The sequence below is a fragment of the Flavobacterium sp. CF136 genome, assembly GCF_000282055.1.
In the GTDB taxonomy this organism is placed as follows: Bacteria; Bacteroidota; Bacteroidia; order Flavobacteriales; family Flavobacteriaceae; genus Flavobacterium.
Genome location: NZ_AKJZ01000027.1, coordinates 23,954 through 46,912 on the forward strand (window position 1 = coordinate 23,954; position 22,959 = coordinate 46,912).

13 protein-coding genes are annotated in these 22,959 nt (G+C 36.1%); all 13 read left to right on the forward strand.

Features of this window, described 5'->3' with window-relative positions:
• Positions 1-245: 245 nt before the first annotated feature.
• The 13 genes from PMI10_RS10450 to PMI10_RS10510 all read left to right on the forward strand — a co-directional run bounded on the left by PMI10_RS10450 (position 246) and on the right by PMI10_RS10510 (position 22,955).
• Positions 246-3,371, forward strand: a complete 3,126-nt coding sequence (locus PMI10_RS10450) for a SusC/RagA family TonB-linked outer membrane protein (RefSeq protein WP_007807496.1) — start codon at positions 246-248, stop codon at positions 3,369-3,371.
• Positions 3,372-3,389: 18 nt separating this feature from the next.
• Positions 3,390-4,862: a RagB/SusD family nutrient uptake outer membrane protein gene (locus PMI10_RS10455; protein ID WP_007807497.1), complete on the forward strand. Its 1,473-nt coding sequence runs from the start codon at positions 3,390-3,392 to the stop codon at positions 4,860-4,862.
• A gap of 27 nt (positions 4,863-4,889) precedes the next feature.
• Entirely contained in the window at positions 4,890-6,458 is a 1,569-nt protein-coding gene (locus tag PMI10_RS10460) for an arylsulfatase (protein ID WP_007807498.1), read from the forward strand.
• A gap of 136 nt (positions 6,459-6,594) precedes the next feature.
• Positions 6,595-8,511, forward strand: a complete 1,917-nt coding sequence (locus tag PMI10_RS10465) for an arylsulfatase (protein ID WP_007807499.1) — start codon at positions 6,595-6,597, stop codon at positions 8,509-8,511.
• A gap of 320 nt (positions 8,512-8,831) precedes the next feature.
• Positions 8,832-9,905: a sterol desaturase family protein gene (locus PMI10_RS10470; protein WP_007807501.1), complete on the forward strand. Its 1,074-nt coding sequence runs from the start codon at positions 8,832-8,834 to the stop codon at positions 9,903-9,905.
• Between the two features lie 6 nt (positions 9,906-9,911).
• Positions 9,912-10,631, forward strand: a complete 720-nt coding sequence (locus PMI10_RS10475; protein WP_007807502.1) for a thioredoxin domain-containing protein — start codon at positions 9,912-9,914, stop codon at positions 10,629-10,631.
• A 262-nt stretch (positions 10,632-10,893) separates the two neighbouring features.
• Positions 10,894-12,156: a YeiH family protein gene (locus PMI10_RS10480; protein WP_007807503.1), complete on the forward strand. Its 1,263-nt coding sequence runs from the start codon at positions 10,894-10,896 to the stop codon at positions 12,154-12,156.
• Between the two features lie 599 nt (positions 12,157-12,755).
• Entirely contained in the window at positions 12,756-14,396 is a 1,641-nt protein-coding gene (locus tag PMI10_RS10485) for an arylsulfatase (RefSeq protein ID WP_007807504.1), read from the forward strand.
• 219 nt (positions 14,397-14,615) lie between these two features.
• Positions 14,616-15,440 (forward strand): serine O-acetyltransferase EpsC, encoded by an 825-nt coding sequence (gene epsC, locus PMI10_RS10490; protein ID WP_007807506.1) that lies wholly within the window; start codon positions 14,616-14,618, stop codon positions 15,438-15,440.
• A gap of 298 nt (positions 15,441-15,738) precedes the next feature.
• On the forward strand, positions 15,739-16,647 hold the full coding sequence (gene cysK / locus PMI10_RS10495) for a cysteine synthase A (protein ID WP_007807507.1): 909 nt from the start codon (positions 15,739-15,741) through the stop codon (positions 16,645-16,647).
• Between the two features lie 175 nt (positions 16,648-16,822).
• Positions 16,823-17,743, forward strand: a complete 921-nt coding sequence (locus tag PMI10_RS10500) for a family 2A encapsulin nanocompartment shell protein (RefSeq protein ID WP_007807509.1) — start codon at positions 16,823-16,825, stop codon at positions 17,741-17,743.
• Entirely contained in the window at positions 17,727-19,628 is a 1,902-nt protein-coding gene (locus PMI10_RS10505; RefSeq protein ID WP_007807511.1) for a family 2A encapsulin nanocompartment cargo protein cysteine desulfurase, read from the forward strand. Before PMI10_RS10500 ends, PMI10_RS10505 begins: the two co-directional genes overlap by 17 nt.
• Positions 19,629-19,970: 342 nt before the next feature.
• A complete protein-coding gene (locus PMI10_RS10510) occupies positions 19,971-22,955 on the forward strand; it encodes a SusC/RagA family TonB-linked outer membrane protein (protein WP_007807514.1) in 2,985 nt (994 codons plus the stop codon).
• Positions 22,956-22,959 lie beyond the last annotated feature (4 nt).

Below are 22,959 nucleotides of genomic sequence, written 5' to 3' on the forward strand. Positions count from 1 at the left end.
ACATTAATTTGTATCGAAAAGATTCTTGAAACCATACCTATAAATAAAAAAAAATGACGAATTAAAAACTAAAAAACAAAATGAAAAAGATGCACTACTGCTGTTGTAAATAAAAAAAGCCATTTCTGCGGCAACAGAAATGGCAAGGCTTAAAGAATATTTATCGCTAAATAAAAGGAAATAATAGAGAGTTGAAAATTCAACTTTCAGGGTTCCTTGTTAATTACTTAAACCAATACAAAGAAATGAAAAAAAATATAAATCTCATTTTATGGGTAACAATATTGTTGATATCCCTGCAAATTCAGGCGCAGGATACAACACCACTTATTCAATCTAAACTCGACGGAACAGTAGTCGATGATATTACAAATCAGCCAATTATTGGTGCTTCAATAAATATTAAAGGTACAACGCACGGAGTTGTAACAGATGCTGAAGGGAAATTTTATTTTCAGACCGGTCAAAAACTTCCTTACACATTAATAGTAACTTACATCGGATACAAAAAAGCCGAAGTTGTAGTTGGAAAGAATCCGGTTATTATTCATTTAAAAGAAGAAAGACAAGAATTAGATGAATTGGTAGTCGTGGGATACGGAACTCAAAAGAGAAAAGACATTACCGGTTCTGTAGCTTCTGTTCCAAAAGCCAATTTATCTCAGGTAACCTCATCGGCAGATAATTTATTGAGAGGTGCTGTTGCCGGAGTTGTAGTTACGCAAAGTTCAGGACGTCCGGGCGCATCTTCAAGCGTTCGTATTAGAGGAGGAAACTCAATTACTGCGGGTAACGAGCCTTTGTATGTTGTAGACGGAATTTTGATTTACAATGATAACTCCAACAGTTCGGCAGGGGTTTCTTATGCCGGTGCAAGCCTAAATGTTTTATCAACTATAAACCCATCTGATATTGAATCGATTGAAGTTTTAAAAGATGCTTCAGCCACTGCAATATACGGTTCACGTGGTGCTAATGGTGTTGTAATTATTACAACTAAAAAAGGTACAAAAGGGCAAGATAATATCTCGTATCAGGGTTATTTTGGATTTCAAAATATCTCCAAAAAACTTAATTTAATGAATGCCAGCCAATGGGCGAGATTGCGAAATGATGTTCAGACAAGTATTGGGCAGGCTCCATCTTTCTCTGATGCGCAAATCGAGGCTTTTAAAACATCCGGAAACTACGACTGGCAGTCTACTGCTTTTAGAACCGCTGCTCCGGTACAAAACCATCAATTATCTTTTTCAGGCGGAGATGAAAGATCGAGATATTCGATTTCTGCCGGGTATTTTGATCAGGAAGGTATTGTTCTTGGATCTGATTTTAAAAGAATTTCACTTCGTGCGAATTACGAAAAAAATTACTCTCAAAATTTTAAATTCGGTGTAAATGCTAATTATAGTAACTCAGTCGCAAATGGCGTTGGAACTAACGGAAGTGGCGGAAGAACTCCAAACCCTTTAGTTAGTGCGGTATTAACCGCACCAGTTGTTCCGATTAAAAATGCTGATGGAAGTTATAATGTAACCAATAATATTTATGCAACTTCAGTAAATGGCTATGTTCCGAATCCTATTAATGATTTAGAAAATACTATTAACGAAACTAAAATCAACAGAATCCTGACAAGTTTATTTGGTGAGTATAAAATAACCAAAAAACTTACCGCTAAAGTTGCTGTAAGTGGTGACGTAATTAATACGAAACAAAACTATTATGCACCTGCAAATACAACAAACGGTGCAGGAACCAAAGGATTAGCTTCTGTTGGTGACAGATTAGTGAGTTCAGTATTGAATGAAAACACCTTGAATTACAACACTAATTTTGGTGAGAATCATAAATTTTCTGCCTTAGGAGGTTATACACTTCAATATACACAAGGCGAAGTCGTTAATGCAGGAGCCAATACTTTTGTGAATGATGCCAATACTTATAATGCACTCCAGGATGGAGTTGCGGTAAAACCGTATAGCGAAGCATTCGAAAGTGTCCTAAAATCATGGCTTATGAGAGTAAATTATTCTTATAAGGGAAAATACAACTTTACACTTTCTGCCCGTGCGGATGGTTCTTCAAGATTTGGTTCTGAATCACTTTGGGGATATTTTCCATCAGCCGGATTCTCGTGGAATATTACTGATGAAGAATTTGCAAATAATATTAAAGGCGTAACCGAAGCTAAACTTAGAATTACTGCCGGAACAACAGGAAACCAGGAAATTGGAAATTACCTTTCGTTAGCTTCAATCGGTTCTGTTAATTATTCTTTTGGAGGAACATTATACACCGGTTTAACCCCTACCCGATTGGCAAATCCGGATTTGAGATGGGAGAAAACAAATCAATATAATGTTGGTTTAGACTTATCATTATTGGACAGAAAAATCAATTTTGTTTTTGATGTGTACTACAAAAAAACAAAAGATTTACTTATAAATGTTCCGGTCCCGCTTACATCAGGATATGCGACTGTTCTTCAAAATATTGGAGGTGTTGAAAATAAAGGTATTGAAATTGGCTTAACCACCGAAAATTTAAAAACAGAAAACTTCTCCTGGAACTCAAATATTGTATTTTCTGCTAACAGAAATAAAGTAGTTGCTATTGGAAATGGAGTTGATCAGTTTTTCCCGGTTGTACCAAATGGTTCTTTATTACAACAACAGCCTGTAACGGTAAAAGTTGGATTGCCATTAGGAACTTTCTGGGGATACAAAACCAACGGAATTTTCCAGACTCAGGAAGAAATTAATACACAGCCAAAAATAAACAGTTTGGCCAATACAAAAGTGGGCGACAGAAAATATGTTGACACTAATGGAGATGGAGTAATTACCGCTCTTGATAAAGGAAGCCTGGGCAGTTCCCAACCAAAATTTGTTGGTAGTTTCAGCAACACGGTTTCTTATAATGACTTCGATTTGAACTTCTCTTTTCAGGGATCTTACGGCGGAAAAATATTCAATGCTTTGAATCAACAACTAGAGATTTCTACTCTTGGAACCAATGCAGCTTCAACTCTTGAAGACCGCTGGACAACAACAAACCCAAGTAATGAAATTCCGAGAGCATCAAGTTCTCCGTTAGGAATAGTTTCCGAGCGTTACGTGGAAGATGCTTCATTCTTAAGATTAAAATTAATCACGCTTGGCTATACCTTACCAAAAAGTGTTTCTAAAAAACTGGGTGCAAAGAGCGTAAAATTTTATGTCTCTGCCGAAAACTTAATTACATGGACAAAATACACAGGATATGATCCGGAAGTAAGTTCATACGAACAAAACAACTTATATCCGGGAATTGATTTTGGTTCTTATCCAAACTCTAAGACATTCATCTCGGGCCTGAACGTAACTTTCTAAGTAAAAAAATATAAAACGATGAAAAAGATTATTATAACATTGCTATTAAGTGCCACGATATTTGTATCGTGCACAGAATTAGAGACAACACCAACCTCTTTTGTAACCGAAGATAACTATTTTAATACCCAGGATGATGCTGTGGCGAGCGTAACTGCAGTTTATGCTTCGTTAAGCCTTGATCCGGGTGAGCAGAGTTTATTCGGGAGAAACCTTTATTTCTTAACCGATATGGCTTCTGATTATGCTGCTGCGGGAGTTTCTGCAACAAACCCACAGGTTAGGGCTTTGAGCAGTTTGACTCATGATGCGACTTCAGACCGTGTTCAGGTTGCGTGGAGGCAAATTTATGCCGGAATTAACAGAGCGAATGTTTCTATTGATAACATTCCGAAAGTATCCGGTTCAGACATTGTTAAAACCAGATTGATCAATGAAGCTAAATTTATCAGAGGGTTACTTTACTTTCAGGCTGTTCGTCTTTGGGGCGGAGTTCCAATCGTTTTGCACGAACCTACTTCTATCCAATTAGAAAGCTTAAAATCAAAAAGAGCAACTGTAGATGAAGTTTACGCTCAGATAATTTCAGATTTGACAGCTGCAGAAAGCTTACCTGCTACTTATTCTGCTGCCGATGCCGGACGTGCAACTTCGGGAGCTGCAAAAGCTATTTTAGCTAAAGTTTATTTGACCCGAAAAGACTGGCCAAACGCCATTTTAAAAGCTAAAGAAGTAATAAACGGCGGTTATGGATATGCTTTGTTCGAAAACTTCCAGGATATATTTACTAAAACAAAAAAGAACGGAAAAGAACATATTTTCTCTGTTCAGTTTGAGCCAAATCAGGCAGGAAACGGATCTAGCGGAAGCACTTTTCAGGCAACATCTTTTACCGGATTTACGGCTACGGAACCTGCGGATATTATTTCAGATGTAGCTTTGTTTTATAACATTTATGCTGCAGGAGATACCAGAAGGGATGTTAGTTATAAAAAACAATTATTAAACCCGGCCACCGGAACGTTGTATACTTTTCCGAAGCCAATTTTTAGCAAATACCTTGATTTAAGCAATTTAGCAACACCATCAAATGTGGCTATTAATTTTCCTGTAATTCGTTATGCTGATATTTTATTGTCTTTGGCAGAAGCGATAAATGAGCAGGGAGCACCAACAGCTGAAGCTTATGAGGCTATCAATCAGGTAAGAAGAAGAGCTTTTGGCAAACCAATCAATACACCGGATGCAACAGTAGATTTATCAGGATTAGATCAGGCGGCTTTTAGAGCAGCAATTCAGGAAGAGCGTAAAAAAGAATTCGTTCAGGAAGGACAAAGATGGTTTGATTTAGTGCGTTGGGGAACTTTGGTTACCGAAATTAAAAAAGTAACGGCAAAAAACTCTGTTTCAGAACGAAATACTTTATACCCGATTCCGCAAAGCGAAAGAAATATTGACCCTGTAGGGTTGCCACAAAATCCAGGCTATTAATAAACGGCTTACTTACGAATAAATAAAATGATTAAAAAACTGTTCATTCTTGCCCTATTGGTTGTAGCACAATTTCAGCTATTTGCACAGAAAAAGCAACCTAACATCATCGTCATTTTGGCGGATGATTTAGGTTTCTCAGATATTGGTGCTTTTGGCTCAGAAATTAAAACCCCAAACTTGAACAAACTCGCTAAAAACGGGCTGATTCTAAAGCAGTTTTATAATGCAGGGCGTTGCTGTCCTTCCCGGGCTTCATTACTCACGGGTTTGTATCCACACCAGGCAGGTGTTGGAGACATGGTTCAGGACAAGGGGTTTCCTGCCTATCAGGGATATTTAAACGAGCATTGCATCACGATTGGGCAAGCACTCAAACAGGCAGGATACAACACTATTGTTTCCGGAAAATGGCACGTTGGTTTAGTACCATCAGCCTGGGCGGTTAATCGGGGGTTTGATGAGTCCTTTACTTTACAAAACAACGGGAGCAGTTATTTTAACTCGGAACCTTTGTATAACGACGGAAGAAAAGTTACTTTTTTGAAAGGAGATAAAGAAGTTATTCGCACGGATACTTCTACTTATTTGACTCAGGAGATTACCAATTTTGCTATTAGTTCTTTAGAAAAACAGCGAAATCAGGAACATCCTTTTTTTCTTTATGTTGCTTATAATGCCCCGCATTGGCCCATTCAGGCATTGCCGGAAGATATTGCAAAATACAAAGGCAAATACCTGGAAGGATGGGATAAACTGAGAGCAAGACGTTTTAAAAAATTAAAAGAACAAGGAATCATTGATGAAAATTGGGACTTATCAAATCGTTTTGAAAAAGTTCCGGATTGGGAAAAACTAAGTGCCGAAGAAAAAGAGAAATGGGATACCCGGATGGCAATTTACGCCGCCATGATCGACCGAATGGACGCTGGAATTGGAGAAATCCTGCAGAAAATCAAGTCTTTGGGAGAAGAAGAAAATACCCTTGTTCTTTTTCTTTCGGATAATGGCGGAAGTGCCGATGATGTAAAAAACTGGAATTATGTTACACAAAAAAATGGAACACCAGGTTCGGTTGCGTCGATTGACAGTTACGAAAGTCCGTGGGGAAATGTGAGCAACACGCCTTTTCAATTATTCAAAAAGAACACCCACGAAGGCGGTATAGCTTCTCCTTTTATTGCTTATTATCCAAAGCATATTAAGGCAGGTACACTAAGCAACAGGGTAAGCCATTTGATTGATATTTTTCCAACTTGTCTGGAGTTTGCCGGTTTTCAATATCCCGATTTTTTTCAGGAAAAAAAACTCATACCCTTAGAAGGTATTAGTCTAAAAAAAGAATTTGAAGGACAACAATCTGATGCGCATGAAGCCTTGTTTTGGGAACATGAAGGCAGCAAAGCAGTAAGAAAAGATAATTGGAAAGCGGTAGCTGAAAATAATCAGCCCTGGGAATTGTACAATCTTGCGACAGACCGGACAGAAACAAAAAACCTGGCAAAATCAGAACCAAAACTGCTCCAGACTCTGATTGAATTGCATCAGCAATGGTCAGTAAAAGTAGGTGTAGAAGATTGGAATAAAATAAAATAGTAGTAAAAACACTGATTGCGTGTTAAACAAATACAAATTAAAATTATACTAAATCTATAGAATTAGATGATTTAAATAAATAAAACACTGACCTGAAAGAGGGTGTGTTGTTAATTAACTATAAAAATAACTGGAAATGAAAAAATTTAAATTTAACTCAAAGCTTAAGAGTCCGCAAAAAGGACTTTTAATTACCGCATTGCTAATTGCTCAATTTGGTTTTGCGCAAAACGAACAAGGTTCCAATTTCAAAGGTGTAATTGGCAAAACATTGGCAGAATCAAAAGAATATTGGCCAGAACCTGTAAAAGCTCCTGCCGGTGCTCCAAATATTGTTTGGATTTTACTGGATGATGTAGGATTTGGAGCCTCAAGTGCTTTTGGAGGTTTGATCAGCACACCTACTTTTGATAATTTGGCAAATAATGGTCTGAGGTATACCAACTTTCATACAACGGCAATTTGTGCTCCTACCCGTGCGGCATTATTAACCGGTAGAAATTCCGGACGAGTTCATGAAAGCGGTTTTTCACACACTATTTTATCAGCAGGATTTCCTGGCTGGGACGGAAGAATTCCATCAGACAAAGGAACAATAGCTGAGATTTTAAGAGACAAGGGATACAACACTTTTGCTGTGGGTAAATATGGATTGACTCCTGATGAAGAGGCTACCGATGCCGGACCTTTTGACAGATGGCCAACAGGTAAGGGATTTGAACACTTTTTTGGTTTCTTAGGATCACAAACCGACCAGTACAAACCTGATTTAGTAGAAGACAATGCACATGTAACACCTGATGGACGACATTTAACCGATCAGATTACTGATAAAGCCATTAGTTATATTACCAAGCAGCATAAAGCAGCTCCGGATAAACCATTCTTTTTGTACTATGCACCGGGAGCTGTTCATGCACCTCATCAGGTAGATGCTTCGTGGAGCAATCTATATAAAGGAAAATTTGATGAAGGCTGGGATGCTTATCGTGAAAAAGTATTGGCGAATCAAAAAAAACTGGGTGTAATTCCTGCCAATGCTGTATTACCGGAACGCAATCCGCTTATTACAGACTGGAAAAAACTAAGTCCGGATCAAAAGAAAGTATATGCCAGATTTATGGAAGTATATGCGGGATACCTTACTTATACGGATCACGAAATTGGAAGAGTAATCAATTATTTAAAGGAGAGCAATCAATTAGACAATACCTTGATTTTTATTGCAATTGGTGATAATGGTGCCAGTAAAGAAGGTACTTTACAGGGTACAATAAACCAAAAGCTTTTTTCGCAAATCGCTGATGAAAAAAATCTTCAGGATAATTTAAATAATATCGGAGAAATTGGAACTCCACAAGGCTTAAATACAAATTATCCATTAGGCTGGGCTCAGGCAACCAACTCCCCTTTTAAAAATTGGAAACAAGACGCACATTCAGAAGGAGGGACCCGTAATCCGCTGATTGTTTTTTATCCGAAGGGAATTAAAGAAAAAGGAGGAATCAGAAATCAATACAGTCATGTAACTGACTTACTTCCGACAACATTGGATATTGCAGGAATTAAAGCTCCGGAATATATCAGAGAAATTAAGCAGGATAAAATCCAGGGTTCCTCATTTCAGGCTTCTTTAGATAATCCAAAAGCAGAATCATTGCATAAAGTACAATACTATTACATTTTTGGAAACAGGGCCATTTACAAAGATGGATGGAAAGCCGCTGCGGCTCATTTACCTGATTCTTTTGCTGTGAAAAACAGTTTGGGTAAAAATGAAAAACCTGCACCGAGTAATTTTGATACGGATGTTTGGGAATTATACAACCTAAACGAAGATTTTAACGAGCGTAATGACCTGGCAAAAAAACATCCTGAAAAATTGGCCGAGCTTAAAAAACTATTTGATGAGCAAGCCAAAGAGAATAACCTTTATCCGCTAATTGACTGGCAGGATGTATACAACAGAAGAATACATAATACCGGAGCAGATAAAGATAAAACTGTTCAGGATTTGATTGAGAAGGCAACCAAACCAGGCGGTACTAATTAATAATAACCCGGTAGAGTCTAATTCAAAAATTGGTGTCAGGCTGAGCGGAGTCGAAGTCCTTTCTATGCAAGAAGCCTTCGACTCCGCTCAGGATGACAAATGATTTCTGGAAATATTAAAGAATTTTAATAATAATATTAAGAATACAGATCCTTTAATCCTCTAAAGACCTGATTCTTTTAAATCAAATTATCATGAAACGAACAGACTATGAAATTATAGGAAAGAAGATTGTCGTTGGAACAATCCTGTTTTTAGTACCACTGGTTATTTTGGCCGGAGGTTTGGCATTAATTAATCAATTTTTAAAATAAGAAATTATGGCAACAGATCACAATTCAAAAAGCAAACTGACGAGAGATTTAAGCATCAGTCTTTTATTATACACATTGCCTGTATTGGCAATTTATCTATATTTTAAATTAAGTAATGGTGTTGTAAGCGAATCACACATTTCATTGCCCTCATTTTTAGAATTTACAAAACCGGCTTTCGAGAACATCCGCACCTGGGGATTAACAGTTTTTATGCTTGTTTTAGGAATCATCGAATTTGGAGCAGGCTTATATGATGATCAATGGACCGGCGAAGAGCGCAAAATAGATATTGTTAGTTTTTTAGCCCCAAAATTGATTTTGCCTCCGGTAATTGCTTTTTTCAGCTTAACGGTTTTACCTAATTTAATTCCAGGTTTGGAAAACACACTTTCATGGGTTCCGTTTTGGGGAGGTTTTTTCCTGATTGCTGTAGCAGATGATCTTACTCAGTATTGGTACCACCGTTTGCATCATCAGGTTCCGTTTTTATGGCGTTTTCACAGAACGCATCATTCGGCTCCATACATGGGAATGGCGATGCTTTCGAGACAAAACTTTATTTACACGGTGTTTTTCTCTCAGATTTACTTAACAGCAACTTTAACCTTTCTAGGTTTGGGGTTACCTGCTTTGTTTGTATTGGTTATAAAAAGCATCATTACATTAACAGCACATTCCAGTATTGCCTGGGATAAACCTTTTTACAAATACAAAGTACTTCATCCTGCTGCCTGGGTTTTAGAACGTTTAATTTCAACTCCGGCCACACATCACGCACATCATGCGGATACAAGTGGAGACGGTGTTGGGCATTTTAAAGGAAACTTCGGAAATATGTTTTTCATTTGGGATGTGATTTTCGGGACAGGTTTAATCACCCGCCAATTCCCAAAATCATACGGAATGAAATCATACAAACAGGAAGAATGGTACGCACAATTTCTTTGGCCGATATTCAAATCTAAAAAAGAAGGAAGTGCCCTGGCCGAAGGAGTTCTTTCTGTACCATTAACACAGAAAGCAAATGTTGTTTCTCAGAATCCGAGTTATTTGGAGCAGGTTCAATCTCAATCCTAAAAAAACATGAAAAATAGAATCATTAAACACAGCATAGCAGCAATTGTATTTCTAATTACAATTGCTGGCTTTTCCCAAAATGAAAACAGTAATACTTTGCCTTTAGATTCGTTTTACACAAAAATAAAAAGTCAGCAAAAACCACAAATCATTGATGCGCGAGCTCCGGAAGAATTTGCTTTAAATCATATCGAAGGTGCCATCAATTTTAATCTGCAGTCGAAAGATTATGATAAATATATTGCAAAATTAGACAAATCAAGGCCTGTATTTATCTATTCAATTGCAGCTGGCAGAAGCGTGCAGCTGGAAAAAGAATTATTAAAAACCGGTTTTAAGGAAGCTTATAGTTTAGAAGGTGGTATTGCGAATTGGATTGGAGGTGGAAAACCCTTTTATGCCAATTCAAAAAGCAAATTATCAATAGCTGAATACAACAAAATCATTGCTGATAACAATACTGTTTTGGTTGACATCGGATCTGTATATTGTGGTGCCTGCAAAAAAGTAAAGCCTGTTTTAGAGACTATTAGGGCTCAATACGGAGATAATTTAAAAATTGTAGAAATAGATTTAGAAGATAACCCACAAGTCATAGCAGATCTGAAAACAGTAAAAGTTTTTCCGACCTTGATTTTGTATCAAAAGGGAAAAATCACTTTCAAAAAAGATGGATTGGGTGATTTGAAAAAAGATGTTGATTTCGCTTTGGCTCAAAATAATTAATAAAATCATTTCTGATCAATTTAGGGGGAATTAATCAGGAATACTATAAAACATATTAAGTGGTTAAGTTTGTTTGTTTTGTTTTTTGCTATCCTGCAAGTCTCTAAAAACTTGCAGGTTATCAATTTAAAATCATAAATATCAAGCCAAAAGTTTTATTCGGCTAAAGCCAATTTCAATCGCAAATTAGTTTCTCCAGCTAAAGCAGGAAACTATTCAACACTAAATTTTAAAGAAAATACTTTAAATCATTCAACTAAAAATGTCAAATAATACAAAACAATTTACCCTTCACGAAGACTGGACAGTCGTACTTCTGGGATTTCTAATAATTGGAATTTCTCTTTTTATATTTCTTCCTGAAGTTCCGGTATTCAAATGGTCCAACGGAACCGATTTACTGAAGGATGTATTTTCCATCGGAAATTTGCAAATTCTGTTAGTTCAATTTATTTACCTGATTGTTATAGGAAGCATAGCTGCATTTTTAATAGGGAAATCAGTAAAAAACTTTTTATTGGGTTTTCCAATCGTATACCTGTTGACTGTTTTTGCTTTGGTTATTGCAGGAAATACAACCATTAAAGGACTCAATTTAGAAGCCGTAATTTTTAGTTTGATTATTGGTCTGGCAATAGGGAATTTTTTCAGGCTTCCTGAATGGTTTCGCTCTGCCTTATCTACAGAAACTTTCGTAAAAATCGGTTTGGTTTTATTGGGAACCAGTGTGATTTTTTCAGACATTTTGAAAGCAGGTTCTTTAGGATTAATTCAGGCTTTGATTGTGGTTTTATCGGTTTGGTATTTTGCCTTTTGGATGTGTAAGAAGCTAAAAGTCGATGATGAATTAACGATGATGATTTCGAGTGCTGTTTCTATCTGCGGGGTTTCGGCAGCAATTGCAACCTCGGGCGCGATCAAAGGAGATTCAAAAAAGCTGTCGTATGTAATTTCTATGGTATTGGTAACCGCCATCCCGATGATGATTTTCATGCCAATCATTGCCAAATATTTTAATTTCCCTGAAGAAGTTACCGGAGCCTGGCTAGGCGGCAGTATTGATACTTCCGGGGCTGTTGTGGCATCTGGTTCTTTGGTAGGAGAAACTGCTTTGAAAATTAGTACCATTGTCAAATTTTCACAAAATGTTTTACTGGGATTAGCCGCTTTTGCAATTTCTGTTTATTGGACATACACGCACAATAAATCTTCTGAAGCTGTTGCATCAAAACCTACGTTAGGTGTTATTTGGGAGCGTTTTCCAAAGTTTGTCCTTGGTTTTATTATAGCCTCATTAGTGTTCTCTTTCTTATTAACTTCTGAAACAAGAGATACGGTAAAAGACAGTTTGAAAAATCTGCAGGGAATTTGGTTTGCTTTGGCTTTTACCAGTATTGGATTAGAAACCAACTTTAAGGATTTATTCAGCAACAATAGTAAAAAGCCTTTGTATGCATTTTTGATTGCTCAGTTTTTTAATGTGATTATTACGCTGATTATTGCCTTTTTATTATTTGGTCAATAATTTTAAATTTTAAAAAATTATAATTCTTTTCGCTTAAAACATCATTTTTTTGGTTTTCAAAAGTTTGAAAATGTAAAAAAGAGGTCTAAAACACTAAAAATATAGTATTTTAGACTCCTTTTTCTGCTTTTATACCAGCAGAACAATACCTCCATATAATACTAAAAATCAATATTTTATAACTATATTATTCCTCTTATAAAAAGCTTCTGCCCTACTATTTTAAAAAATAATTGAATATTTTTTTGGATATCAATATAATAAATTTAACTTTGTCTATAGAATTAGTAGAGTTTAAAATCATATTTAAATCAAAAAAACTACATTTTGAAAACAACAGAAAGCATATCATCTTACATTCTTCCTAAAAAATACACCTATAACACTTTTTGTTATATGTGCTTCTGTTGCTAAATTTTTCGTGGTTAATCCGTTACAATCGATTTTATTTTATCGAATCTAACATAAAAACGAATCTTTTAAAATCCATAAAAATTTCTTACTATATAATTCAACTTTCTGTTTGCTGCAATAATTTGTATCAAATGGCATATCAAAGTATATCCAAAAGTTAAAAAATTAAAAAATATCAAATTAAAATGAAGAAAACATTTATTACCATCAACCTGATATTCACATTCGGCTTTTTTAGTCAGGCACAGACTGCGGCTTCAAAACCCAATATTATTCTGATTATGGTTGATGACATGGGCTACTCTGATTTAGGTAATTATGGTTCAGAAATTAAAACTCCTAATCTGGATAAACTCGCTGCTGAAGGTACACGATTACGTGAATTTTACAATAACTCCATTTGCGCACCAACGAGAGCTTCTCTATTAACAGGACAATATCAGCACAAAGCAGGTGTTGGTTATTTTGATGTTAACTTAGGATTGCCTGCTTATCAGGGATATTTAAACAAAGAATCTTTGACTTTGGGAGAAGTATTCCGCTCGGGAGGTTACAGCACAATCCTGTCCGGAAAATGGCACGTAGGTTCTGAAGACAAATCGCAATGGCCAAATCAAAGAGGTTTCGATAAATTTTACGGAATCTTAAAAGGTGCTTCCAATTATTTTGACACCAAACCTTTACCTTTCGGAAAAACACCTTATCCGGTAAGTTTAATCAGAAATAATGAAGTATTGCACCCTAAAGATGACTCCTATTATTTTACAGACGAGATTGGAAATAATGCTGTTACTTTCTTAGAGGAACAAAATAAAGAAAATAAACCTTTCTTTTTATATCTGGCATTTACAGCTCCGCATTGGCCATTACAGGCAAAACCTGTCGACATTGCCAAATACAGAGGAAAATTTGATGAAGGCTGGGATGTTTTAAGGGAAAAAAGAATTCAAAGATTAAAAGAAAATGGCATTTTACTATCTGGTCAAACTGTTGCACCAAGAGATCCTGAAGTACCGGAATGGAATAAATTGACGTATGACGAAAAACAATTCTGGAAAGCCAAAATGGAAGTATATGCCGCAATGGTCGACAACATGGACCAAAATGTTGGGAAAGTCTTGGAAAAAATAAAAGCCTTGAAAAAGGATAAAAATACACTAATCATTTTTATTTCAGACAATGGTGCACAAGGTGGCTTTAATACTTATAATCCACTGGGAAGAGGACTTGTTAGAAATGATGGGCCAATAGGAACTTCAGGATCATTTGATTATCAGGAACAAAACTGGGCTTATTTGTCAAATACTCCTTTACAACAATATAAAAATAACATGCACGAAGGTGGTTTTAGCTCTCCTTTCATTGCCTGGTTTCCATCAAAAATAAAAGCCGGACGAATTGACAAAGGTACGGGACATATTATTGACCTTGCCCCTACTTTTTATGATCTTGCCGGAATACAATATCCTCAAGAATACAATGGTGTAAAAACAAATGCATTGGCCGGAAAAAGTTTATTGCCTGTTTTATTTGATGGTGCCACAGAAGTAAACAGAGGTACACCATTATTTTGGGAAAGAGCCGGAAACAGAGCTGCGAGGGATGGCAAATGGAAATTGGTTTCGACATATCCTTCTTATGAGTGGGAGCTTTATAATATAGAAACCGACAGAGGGGAAACAACCAATGTTGCACAACAAAATCCCGGAATAGTAAATCAGTTATCTGCTAAATATTTTGAATGGGCTGATCAGACAGGAGTGGTAGAATATAGCAAATTCAAACTAAAAAATGAACTTATTCCGGGCGCTGCGGCTAAGAAATAACACGTTTTTATTTAACACATAGATACATAGGTTTCAAGCATAAAAAAGAATATCAAAAAGAAATACATTTCTTCCACATAGCTATGTGTGTTTTAAAAAAAGTGAAACACCTATTTTGAGTTTACAAAAACTATGTTTCCAGCCTGCACTGAGCGGAGTCGAAGTGTGTTAAAATAATTTACACAACAGAAAAAAAATTAATGCAAAAAACAATTCCATATGAATTCATTTTATCAGGAAATAGCTAAACAGCATCAAAACTTATTAATTCTACCTCCCAAAAAATTAATACATCATTTTATTGATGAATTGTTTTGCGTTCTTTTTTCAACTACGTCAAAAACCTTGGGAAATGCAACTATTATTGAAGGTAAATTCACTGAATTAGAAATACAATTTAACGAATTAGTATTGGATTTTGCTCCTCAAAGCGACAAGAGTAATCAACAGACCGAAACGTTTTTTGAAGCACTGCCAAACCTGCATAAAAAAGTACTAAATGATGCCCAGACCATTTTTGCAAAAGATCCGGCAGCAAAAACATTAGAAGAAGTTTTGTATTCCTATCCGGGCTTTTTTGCTATTGCAATTTATCGTTTTTCACATCAGTTGTGGGAGCAGGATTTAAAACTTCTTGCCCGTACGATTTCGGAATACGCACATATCAAAACCAGTATCGAAATTCATCCGGGAGCGCAAATAGGAAATGATTTTGCTATCGATCACGGAACCGGAATTGTAATTGGCGAAACGGCTATTATCGGAAATAATGTGCAGATCTATCAAGGCGTGACTCTTGGTGCTTTGAGTGTAAAAAAAGAGGAAGCTTTTATAAAAAGACATCCAACAATAGAAGACAATGTTATTATTTATGCCAATAGCACCATTCTTGGTGGACAGACAACCGTAGGCAGGGATTCCATAATCGGAGGAAACGTCTGGCTTACCTATACAGTTCCGTCAAATTCGGTAGTATATCACAAAAATGAAATGAAAATTAAGGACAATAATCCGTTTCCGGAACCTATTTTTTATTCGATTTAAAATTTTTAAAACCATATAAGTGATATAAGTTCATTTAAAAGTAATGCCGAAAATTTGTGAAATAATCTAACACACTTCGACTCCGCTCAGTGCAGGCTAGAAGCATAGATTAAATTTTTAAAAGTTTTGTTTCACGCAGATTTGGCAGATTTAATTTTAGATTATCTGTTATGAAAATTATCTGCATAAATCTTTTTAAAATCTGCGTGAAAAAATATTTAAAAATTACACAACAGACTAAAAACTAAGATGAACTTATATCACTTATATAGTGGAAAAACAACCAAAAACCAGTATCATGAAATATCAAAATATATTAGAAACCATAGGCAATACGCCACACGTAAGGCTCAACAAACTTTTTAAAAATCATCAGGTTTGGATTAAACTGGAAAAAACAAATCCGGGTTCGAGCATCAAAGACCGAATCGCTTTGGCAATGATTGAAGATGCTGAGAAAAAAGGGCTTTTAAACCCTGATTCGGTTATTATAGAACCTACTTCGGGAAATACCGGAATTGGACTTGCCCTGGTCGCCGCAGTAAAAGGATACAAAGTGATTTTGGTGATGCCGGAATCAATGAGTTTAGAACGAAGAAAAATAATGAATGCCTATGGTGCCGAATTCGTTTTGACGCCAAGAGAGAAAGGTACTTCGGGTGCTGTAGAAAAGGCACATGAACTGGCTGCAGAAACACCAAATTCATTTATCCCCTTACAATTTGAAAATCCGGCTAATGTTGAAGTGCATGAAAGAACAACTGCTCAGGAAATTATAAAAGATTTTCCGGATGGTATCGATTACTTAATTACAGGCGTTGGAACGGGCGGACATATTACGGGAGTTTCCAAAATATTAAAACAGCATTTTCCAAATTTGAAAACCTATGCTGTAGAACCTGCCCTTTCGCCAGTTTTGAGCGGAGGTCAGCCTTCTCCTCATCCTTTACAAGGAATTGGGGCAGGATTTATTCCGGGAGTCTTTAACGGCAAATACATTGACGAAATTATTACTGTAGAAAAAGATGCTGCATTTGCTTACGCGAAAAAAATAACCCGTGAAGAAGGAATTTTTGCAGGTATTTCTACCGGAGCTGCACTGTCAGCTGTTTCACAAAAACTGAAAAACATTCCTGAAAATGCCGTAATTATGACTTTTAATTATGATACAGGTGAAAGGTATCTTTCGATCGACGAGTTATATTAAACAATTTTATAATACTCTAATTGAAAATTTCACAAACCAATTAAGTAAATTTAATGAATTATTTATTTTTTGGCATATCATTTTTAACACATCAGTTTACCTATAGATATATTAAAAATCTATAAGACCTGACTTAACGAATCAATTAACTATAAATAAATTAAAAATTAGCAAAATGGCAGAATTAAAAAAACAACAGACCGCATTAGGAGATGTAGCAGCAAGACAATTAGCAATTGCTACACGTTCGGTTCCTCAAATTGGAACTATTAGCCCACGATGGTTAACACATTTATTGCATTGGACACCGGTAGAATCAGGTGTATACCGCCTGAATAAGGTAAAAGACGGAAGTCATATCGAAGTTGACTGTTCAGCAAGGGACGAAAGGATTTTACCAAATACTTTTGTGGATTATATCGATAATCCTCGTGAATATAATCTTGCAGCTGTTCAGACAATTGTAGAGGTACACACACGTGTTTCTGATTTATACAGCAAGCCTTATAATCAAATTACAGAACAATTGCGTCTGGCAATTGAAACAATAAAAGAACGTCAGGAAAGCGAATTAATCAATAATAAAGATTATGGTTTATTGAGTAATGTTGCACCTTCGCAAATTATCAAAACCAGAACCGGCGCACCAACTCCTGATGATTTAGACGAATTATTAACAAAAGTATGGAAAGAACCTGGATTCTTCTTATTGCATCCATTAGCTATCGCTGCTTTTGGCCGCGAGTGTACACGTCGTGGTGTTCCACCTCCTACTACATCATTATTTGGATCTCAATTTTTGACATGGAGGGGCATTCCGCTAATCCCTTCTGATAAATTACCTATAAAAAACGGTAAATCAAAAATCATTTTGTTACGCACAGGCGAAAGCCGCCAAGGAGTAATCGGATTGATTCAGCCTGGATTACAAGGAGAACAATCACCTGGATTATCAGTTCGCTTCATGGGAATAAACGAAAAAGCAATTGCTTCTTATTTAGTATCGCTTTATTGCTCATTGGCTATATTGGTAGATGACGCTATTGCAGTTTTAGAAGATGTAGAAATAGGAAAGTATCATGAGTACAAATACTAACAACAACGGTTTGTATAACATAGACGATTTACAACACATAGCCAACGAGTTGTTTAAGACCCTGCCAAATGAGTTTCCAAAAGAAATTTCTTTGAGCCCGGACCTTAATGATCATCCAAAAGCTACAAAAGTTGTTGAAACGCTATTGAGTGCAGGAAATCTGGCAGATTTTACGCCGAATACCAGTTTGCAAAATCCAACAACAGCATATCCTTCTCATTCTCCTGTGAGCGGTTTTGGAGGATCGTCATCTGTTGGAAACTATGCAAATACCGGTGTTACAAGCTTATATCCAAATACAGATTTGGGTACCGCTTACCCAAATGATAAAGATTTTAACATCAATAATCCTATTACGGGTTTTAATGATGTTAATCTTAAAAATGGGAGCAGCCATGATAATAATGTTTTTTCTTCTTTTCTTTTAAATGATAATTATCTGCCTTTTCAAACGCAGGGTTCTTCATTTGAAAGTGAATTAAAAGAAGCCTTGGCAAGTGTTAATACAGCGTTTGGAATTCCATCTGGTTTAGTATCAAACCCGGCAGAAATTCAAAATTCGTATTATTTCCTTGAGAATAATCCTTTTGCTTTTGATAGAAAAAACCCGTTTCCGGCAACGGCCAGCAGGAATTCGTTTCATGAATTTAACCAATTGGAAAACGCTCCTTTTGATGCCAATTTAATTAAAAAAGATTTTCCAATTCTAAGTGAAAAAGTAAACGGAAAACCTCTGATTTGGTTTGACAATGCCGCAACGACTCAAAAACCAAAATCGGTAATTGAACGAATTGCTTATTTTTATGAACACGAAAACTCAAACATCCACCGTGCGGCACACGAATTGGCTGCAAGAGCTTCAGATGCGTACGAAGCTGCCCGTGAAAAGGTAAAAGTATTTTTGAATGCAGGTTCTGTTAATGAAATTGTATTTGTTCGCGGCGCTACAGAAGGTATTAATCTTGTGGCACAAAGCTGGGGTGACAATAATTTAGTGGCAGGCGATGAAATTGTTGTGAGCAACCTGGAACACCACGCCAATATCGTTCCGTGGAAACGTCTGGCTGATAAAAAAGGCTTGAAACTACGTGTAATTCCGGTTGATGACGATGGACAAATTCTGTTGGATGAATATGCCAAATTGCTGAATTCAAAAACAAAAATTGTAGCTTTTACACAAGTTTCAAACGCACTTGGAACCGTAACACCTGCCAAGAAAATGGTCGAAATGGCACATGCCGTTGGAGCTAAAGTTTTATTGGACGGAGCACAATCGGTTTCTCATATGAAAGTAGATGTTCAGGATTTAAATGCCGATTGGCTAGTTTTTTCAGGACATAAACTTTTTGGGCCAACCGGAATTGGTGTTTTGTATGGAAAAGAAGATTTGCTAAACGATATGCAGCCTTACCAATCAGGTGGAAACATGATTCAGGATGTAACTTTTGAGGAGATAAAATACCACAAAGCACCCAATCGTTTCGAAGCCGGAACGGGAAATATCGCTGATGCCATAGGTCTTGGTGCTGCTATTGATTATGTTACAAAAATTGGTATCAATGCGATCGGGCAATACGAACACTATTTGTTGGATTATGCGACGAAACTGATCAAAGAAATTCCGGGTGTTCGGTTAATAGGAACTGCAGCCAATAAAGCCAGCGTATTATCTTTTAATTTACAAGGCTACTCAAATGAAGAAGTGGGTCAGGCTTTAAACAAAGAAGGAATCGCTGTCAGAACCGGTCATCATTGCGCCCAGCCTATTTTACGCAGATTGGGTGTCGAGACTACTGTTCGGCCTTCATTGGCTTTTTACAACACCACACAGGATGTCGATAAATTTATAGAGACTTTGTGGAAACTTAAAAAAGTCAAATTTTAATAATACAGGGTTGATGAAACAAGCAACTCAACCTAATAATTGCTTTTTTTGATATTTTAAGCAATTATAAACAGAAGACGATTGATAAAACAATCGTCTTTTTGTGTTTTAATTCAAAAAAATTAAAATATTTTTTCAGGCTGTAATAACAAAGAGTATCAAATATTGATGATATAAAAAGCAATTAATAGCCTTTATTATTACAAATAACCAATTATTCTACGGTAATGTTGTAAATATTATAAAAGTACCATTTGATGTTATCTTTAATGTTAAAAAACACCCAAAAATTAACGTTTATTTAAGATATTTGTAAAACATTAACCCAAAACATGATAAAACATGAAAATTAATTATAAGCATTTTTTGGCAATGTTATTTGTATTTTTTATTCAAATAGCGGTTGCCCAGGAAATTAAAGTAACCGGAGTAGTTACAGACAAAAAAGGACTTCCTATACCTGGGGCAAATATTATTGTTCAGGGAGCAAAAGAAGGCACACAAACTAACTTTGATGGAGAATTTACAATCAATGTACAAACAGGTCAGCAATTAGTAATTTCATATTTAGGAATGAAAAGTATAGTTGTACCTGCAAAAACTTCAATGAAAATTACACTTGAAGATGCACCAAATGAACTGGAAGCCGTTTTAGTTGTTGGTTATGGTACCCAGACAAAAAGGAAATCTACTGATAATATTGCCCGAGTGACAGCAAAAGACATTCAACAAATACCGGTTGCCAATGTTCAAAATGCCTTGGTTGGTAAACTGGCCGGTGTACAAATTACACAAACCAATGGTAAAGTCGACGGGGGAATAAATATTAGAGTTAGAGGTGCTGCCAGCATTAGTGCGGGCACAGAACCATTATATGTTTTGGATGGAATTCCGTTAGTTACATCAGATGAATCAACTAATGGAGCGGCTACCAATCCTTTATTAACATTAAGTCCAAATGAGATTGAATCTATCGATGTACTGAAAGATGCTTCATCAGCTGCCATTTATGGAGCTCGTGGTGCAAATGGAGTTATTATTATTACAACTAAAAAAGGAAAAGACGGAAAAGGAACTTTTTCTATTAATATGTCTCAGGGTATTAGCGAAGCTACTCACAAAAAGAAATGGCTGAATGCCGATCAGTACATCAAATTATTTACTGAAGCATCAATTAATGGAACAGGGGACGCTTCTGAGGCAGAGAGTACTTTTGACTTTCTTGCACAGGGAACCGACTGGAGAAACAGAGCTGTAAATACAGATTGGCAGGATCTTGCCTTTCAAACCGGTCTTACTACTGATGTAGATTTTTCAGTTTCCGGAGGTGATGCCAAAACAAAATATTTCTTTTCCGGTGCTTACAATAACACCACAGGTATTATTGATAAAAATGAATTAGAGAGAGTTACGGCAAGATCAAATGTATCGCATAAAGTTTCAGATAATTTTAATATCGGAATGAATTTAAGCTTTTCAAGATCTGTAATCGATCGTGTTCAGGATGATAACTCTTTTACAACACCGCTTCAGGCTGTGGCACAATCGCCATTATCGCCTGCCCGTCTGGAAGATGGAACCGCAAACCCAAACACTTTATATGCCAACTATTTATTAGCGGCTGACAATTCGTTTTGGAAGACAATCATGAGAAGAGTTACAGGAAAAGTTTTTGCAGAATATCAAATCATTCCTTCTTTAAAAATAAACTCTGATTTTGCATACGATCTTTTATCTCAAACAGAAGATTACTGGCAGGGTAAAAATGCTCCATTTATGGCGACAGACGGAGAAGCTTATGCAACATCTGTAAACAACGAAACATACATATGGAGTAACTATCTTACGTATGATAAAACATTTGCCGAAAAGCATAATGTAAATGTTGTTGCCGGTATGGAATTTAACAAATACAACCGCAGATATCAATCTGTTACAAGTATTTATTTTCCGGATGATTCTTTCCAGACTGTTGACGGAGGTGCCGAAGTTAATGCCGGGGCCGGAAATGAAACTAACTACACTTTTGTATCGCAATTTGGAAGATTAAATTATTCATACAATAATAAATACCTGTTTAAAGCCAGTATTCGTCGTGACGGTTCTTCACGTTTTGGGAAAAATGAGCGATTTGGAGTTTTCCCTGCTTTCTCTGCCGGATGGATTGTTTCTGAAGAAAGCTTCTTAAAAGACAATAAAGTTTTATCTTTCTTAAAACTAAAAGGAAGCTGGGGAAAATTAGGAAATGCTGAAATCGGTAACTTTGCTTCACGCCAGTTATATGCTGCAAATCCTTATAACCTAAAATCAGGTCTTACTTTTAATCAGGCAGGAAATGATAATTTAACCTGGGAAAAATCTACTCAAGTAGATTATGGTATCGAATTTGGCTTATTCAGCCGTATAAGTATTGAAGCCGATTATTACAACAAAACTACAGATGGTTTACTTTTTGAAGTTCCTTTGGCTATAAGCTCCGGAGCTGCAACAATCAATCAAAATATTGGTAAAGTAAGAAGTAGTGGTTTGGAGTTTACAGTTAATACCAAAAATATTGAAAATGACAATTTCAAATGGAATACCAGTTTTAATATAACAACAAATAAATCTGAAGTTTTATCAATGCCAAATGGTAAAGATATTGTTACATCATATACAATCAACAGGGTTGGCGAAAATATTTCATCATTCTATTTAGTAGAATATGCCGGTGTTGATCCTGCTAACGGAGATGCATTATATGTAAAAAACACTGCTAATGCTGATGGTACATTAGACAAATCAACTACTAATGATTACAGCGAAGCTAAAAGAACCATTGCCGGAAATCCTTTTCCTGAATTAATGGCCGGTTTAACCAATACAATAAATTATAAAGGAATCGATTTTTCATTTACTTTTCAGGGAGAATGGGGAGCAAGTATTTATAACGCTGCAGGACAATACCAATCGACAGCTGCAGATTATTTTGACAATCAGACTACAGATCAGTTAAACCGTTGGCAAAATCCCGGTGATATTACGAATGTTCCACAAGCAAGATTATACGGAAGTAACGGAACTGGTGCATCTACAAGATATCTTGACAAATCTGACTTTGTTCGTTTAAGAAATTTAACAATTGGTTATACTTTACCAAAAACTACATTAAAAGATGCAGGAATAAGCAGTGTTCGTTTTTATGCAACGGGTGTAAATCTTTTAACCTTTACAAATTATACAGGTTATGATCCTGAAGCCAGAAGAGATGATGCTGGTATCGGAGAAGAATTTTATTCTGCTCCTCCTGCCAGAACAATTGCTTTAGGGGTAAATATTAATTTTTAAAAAT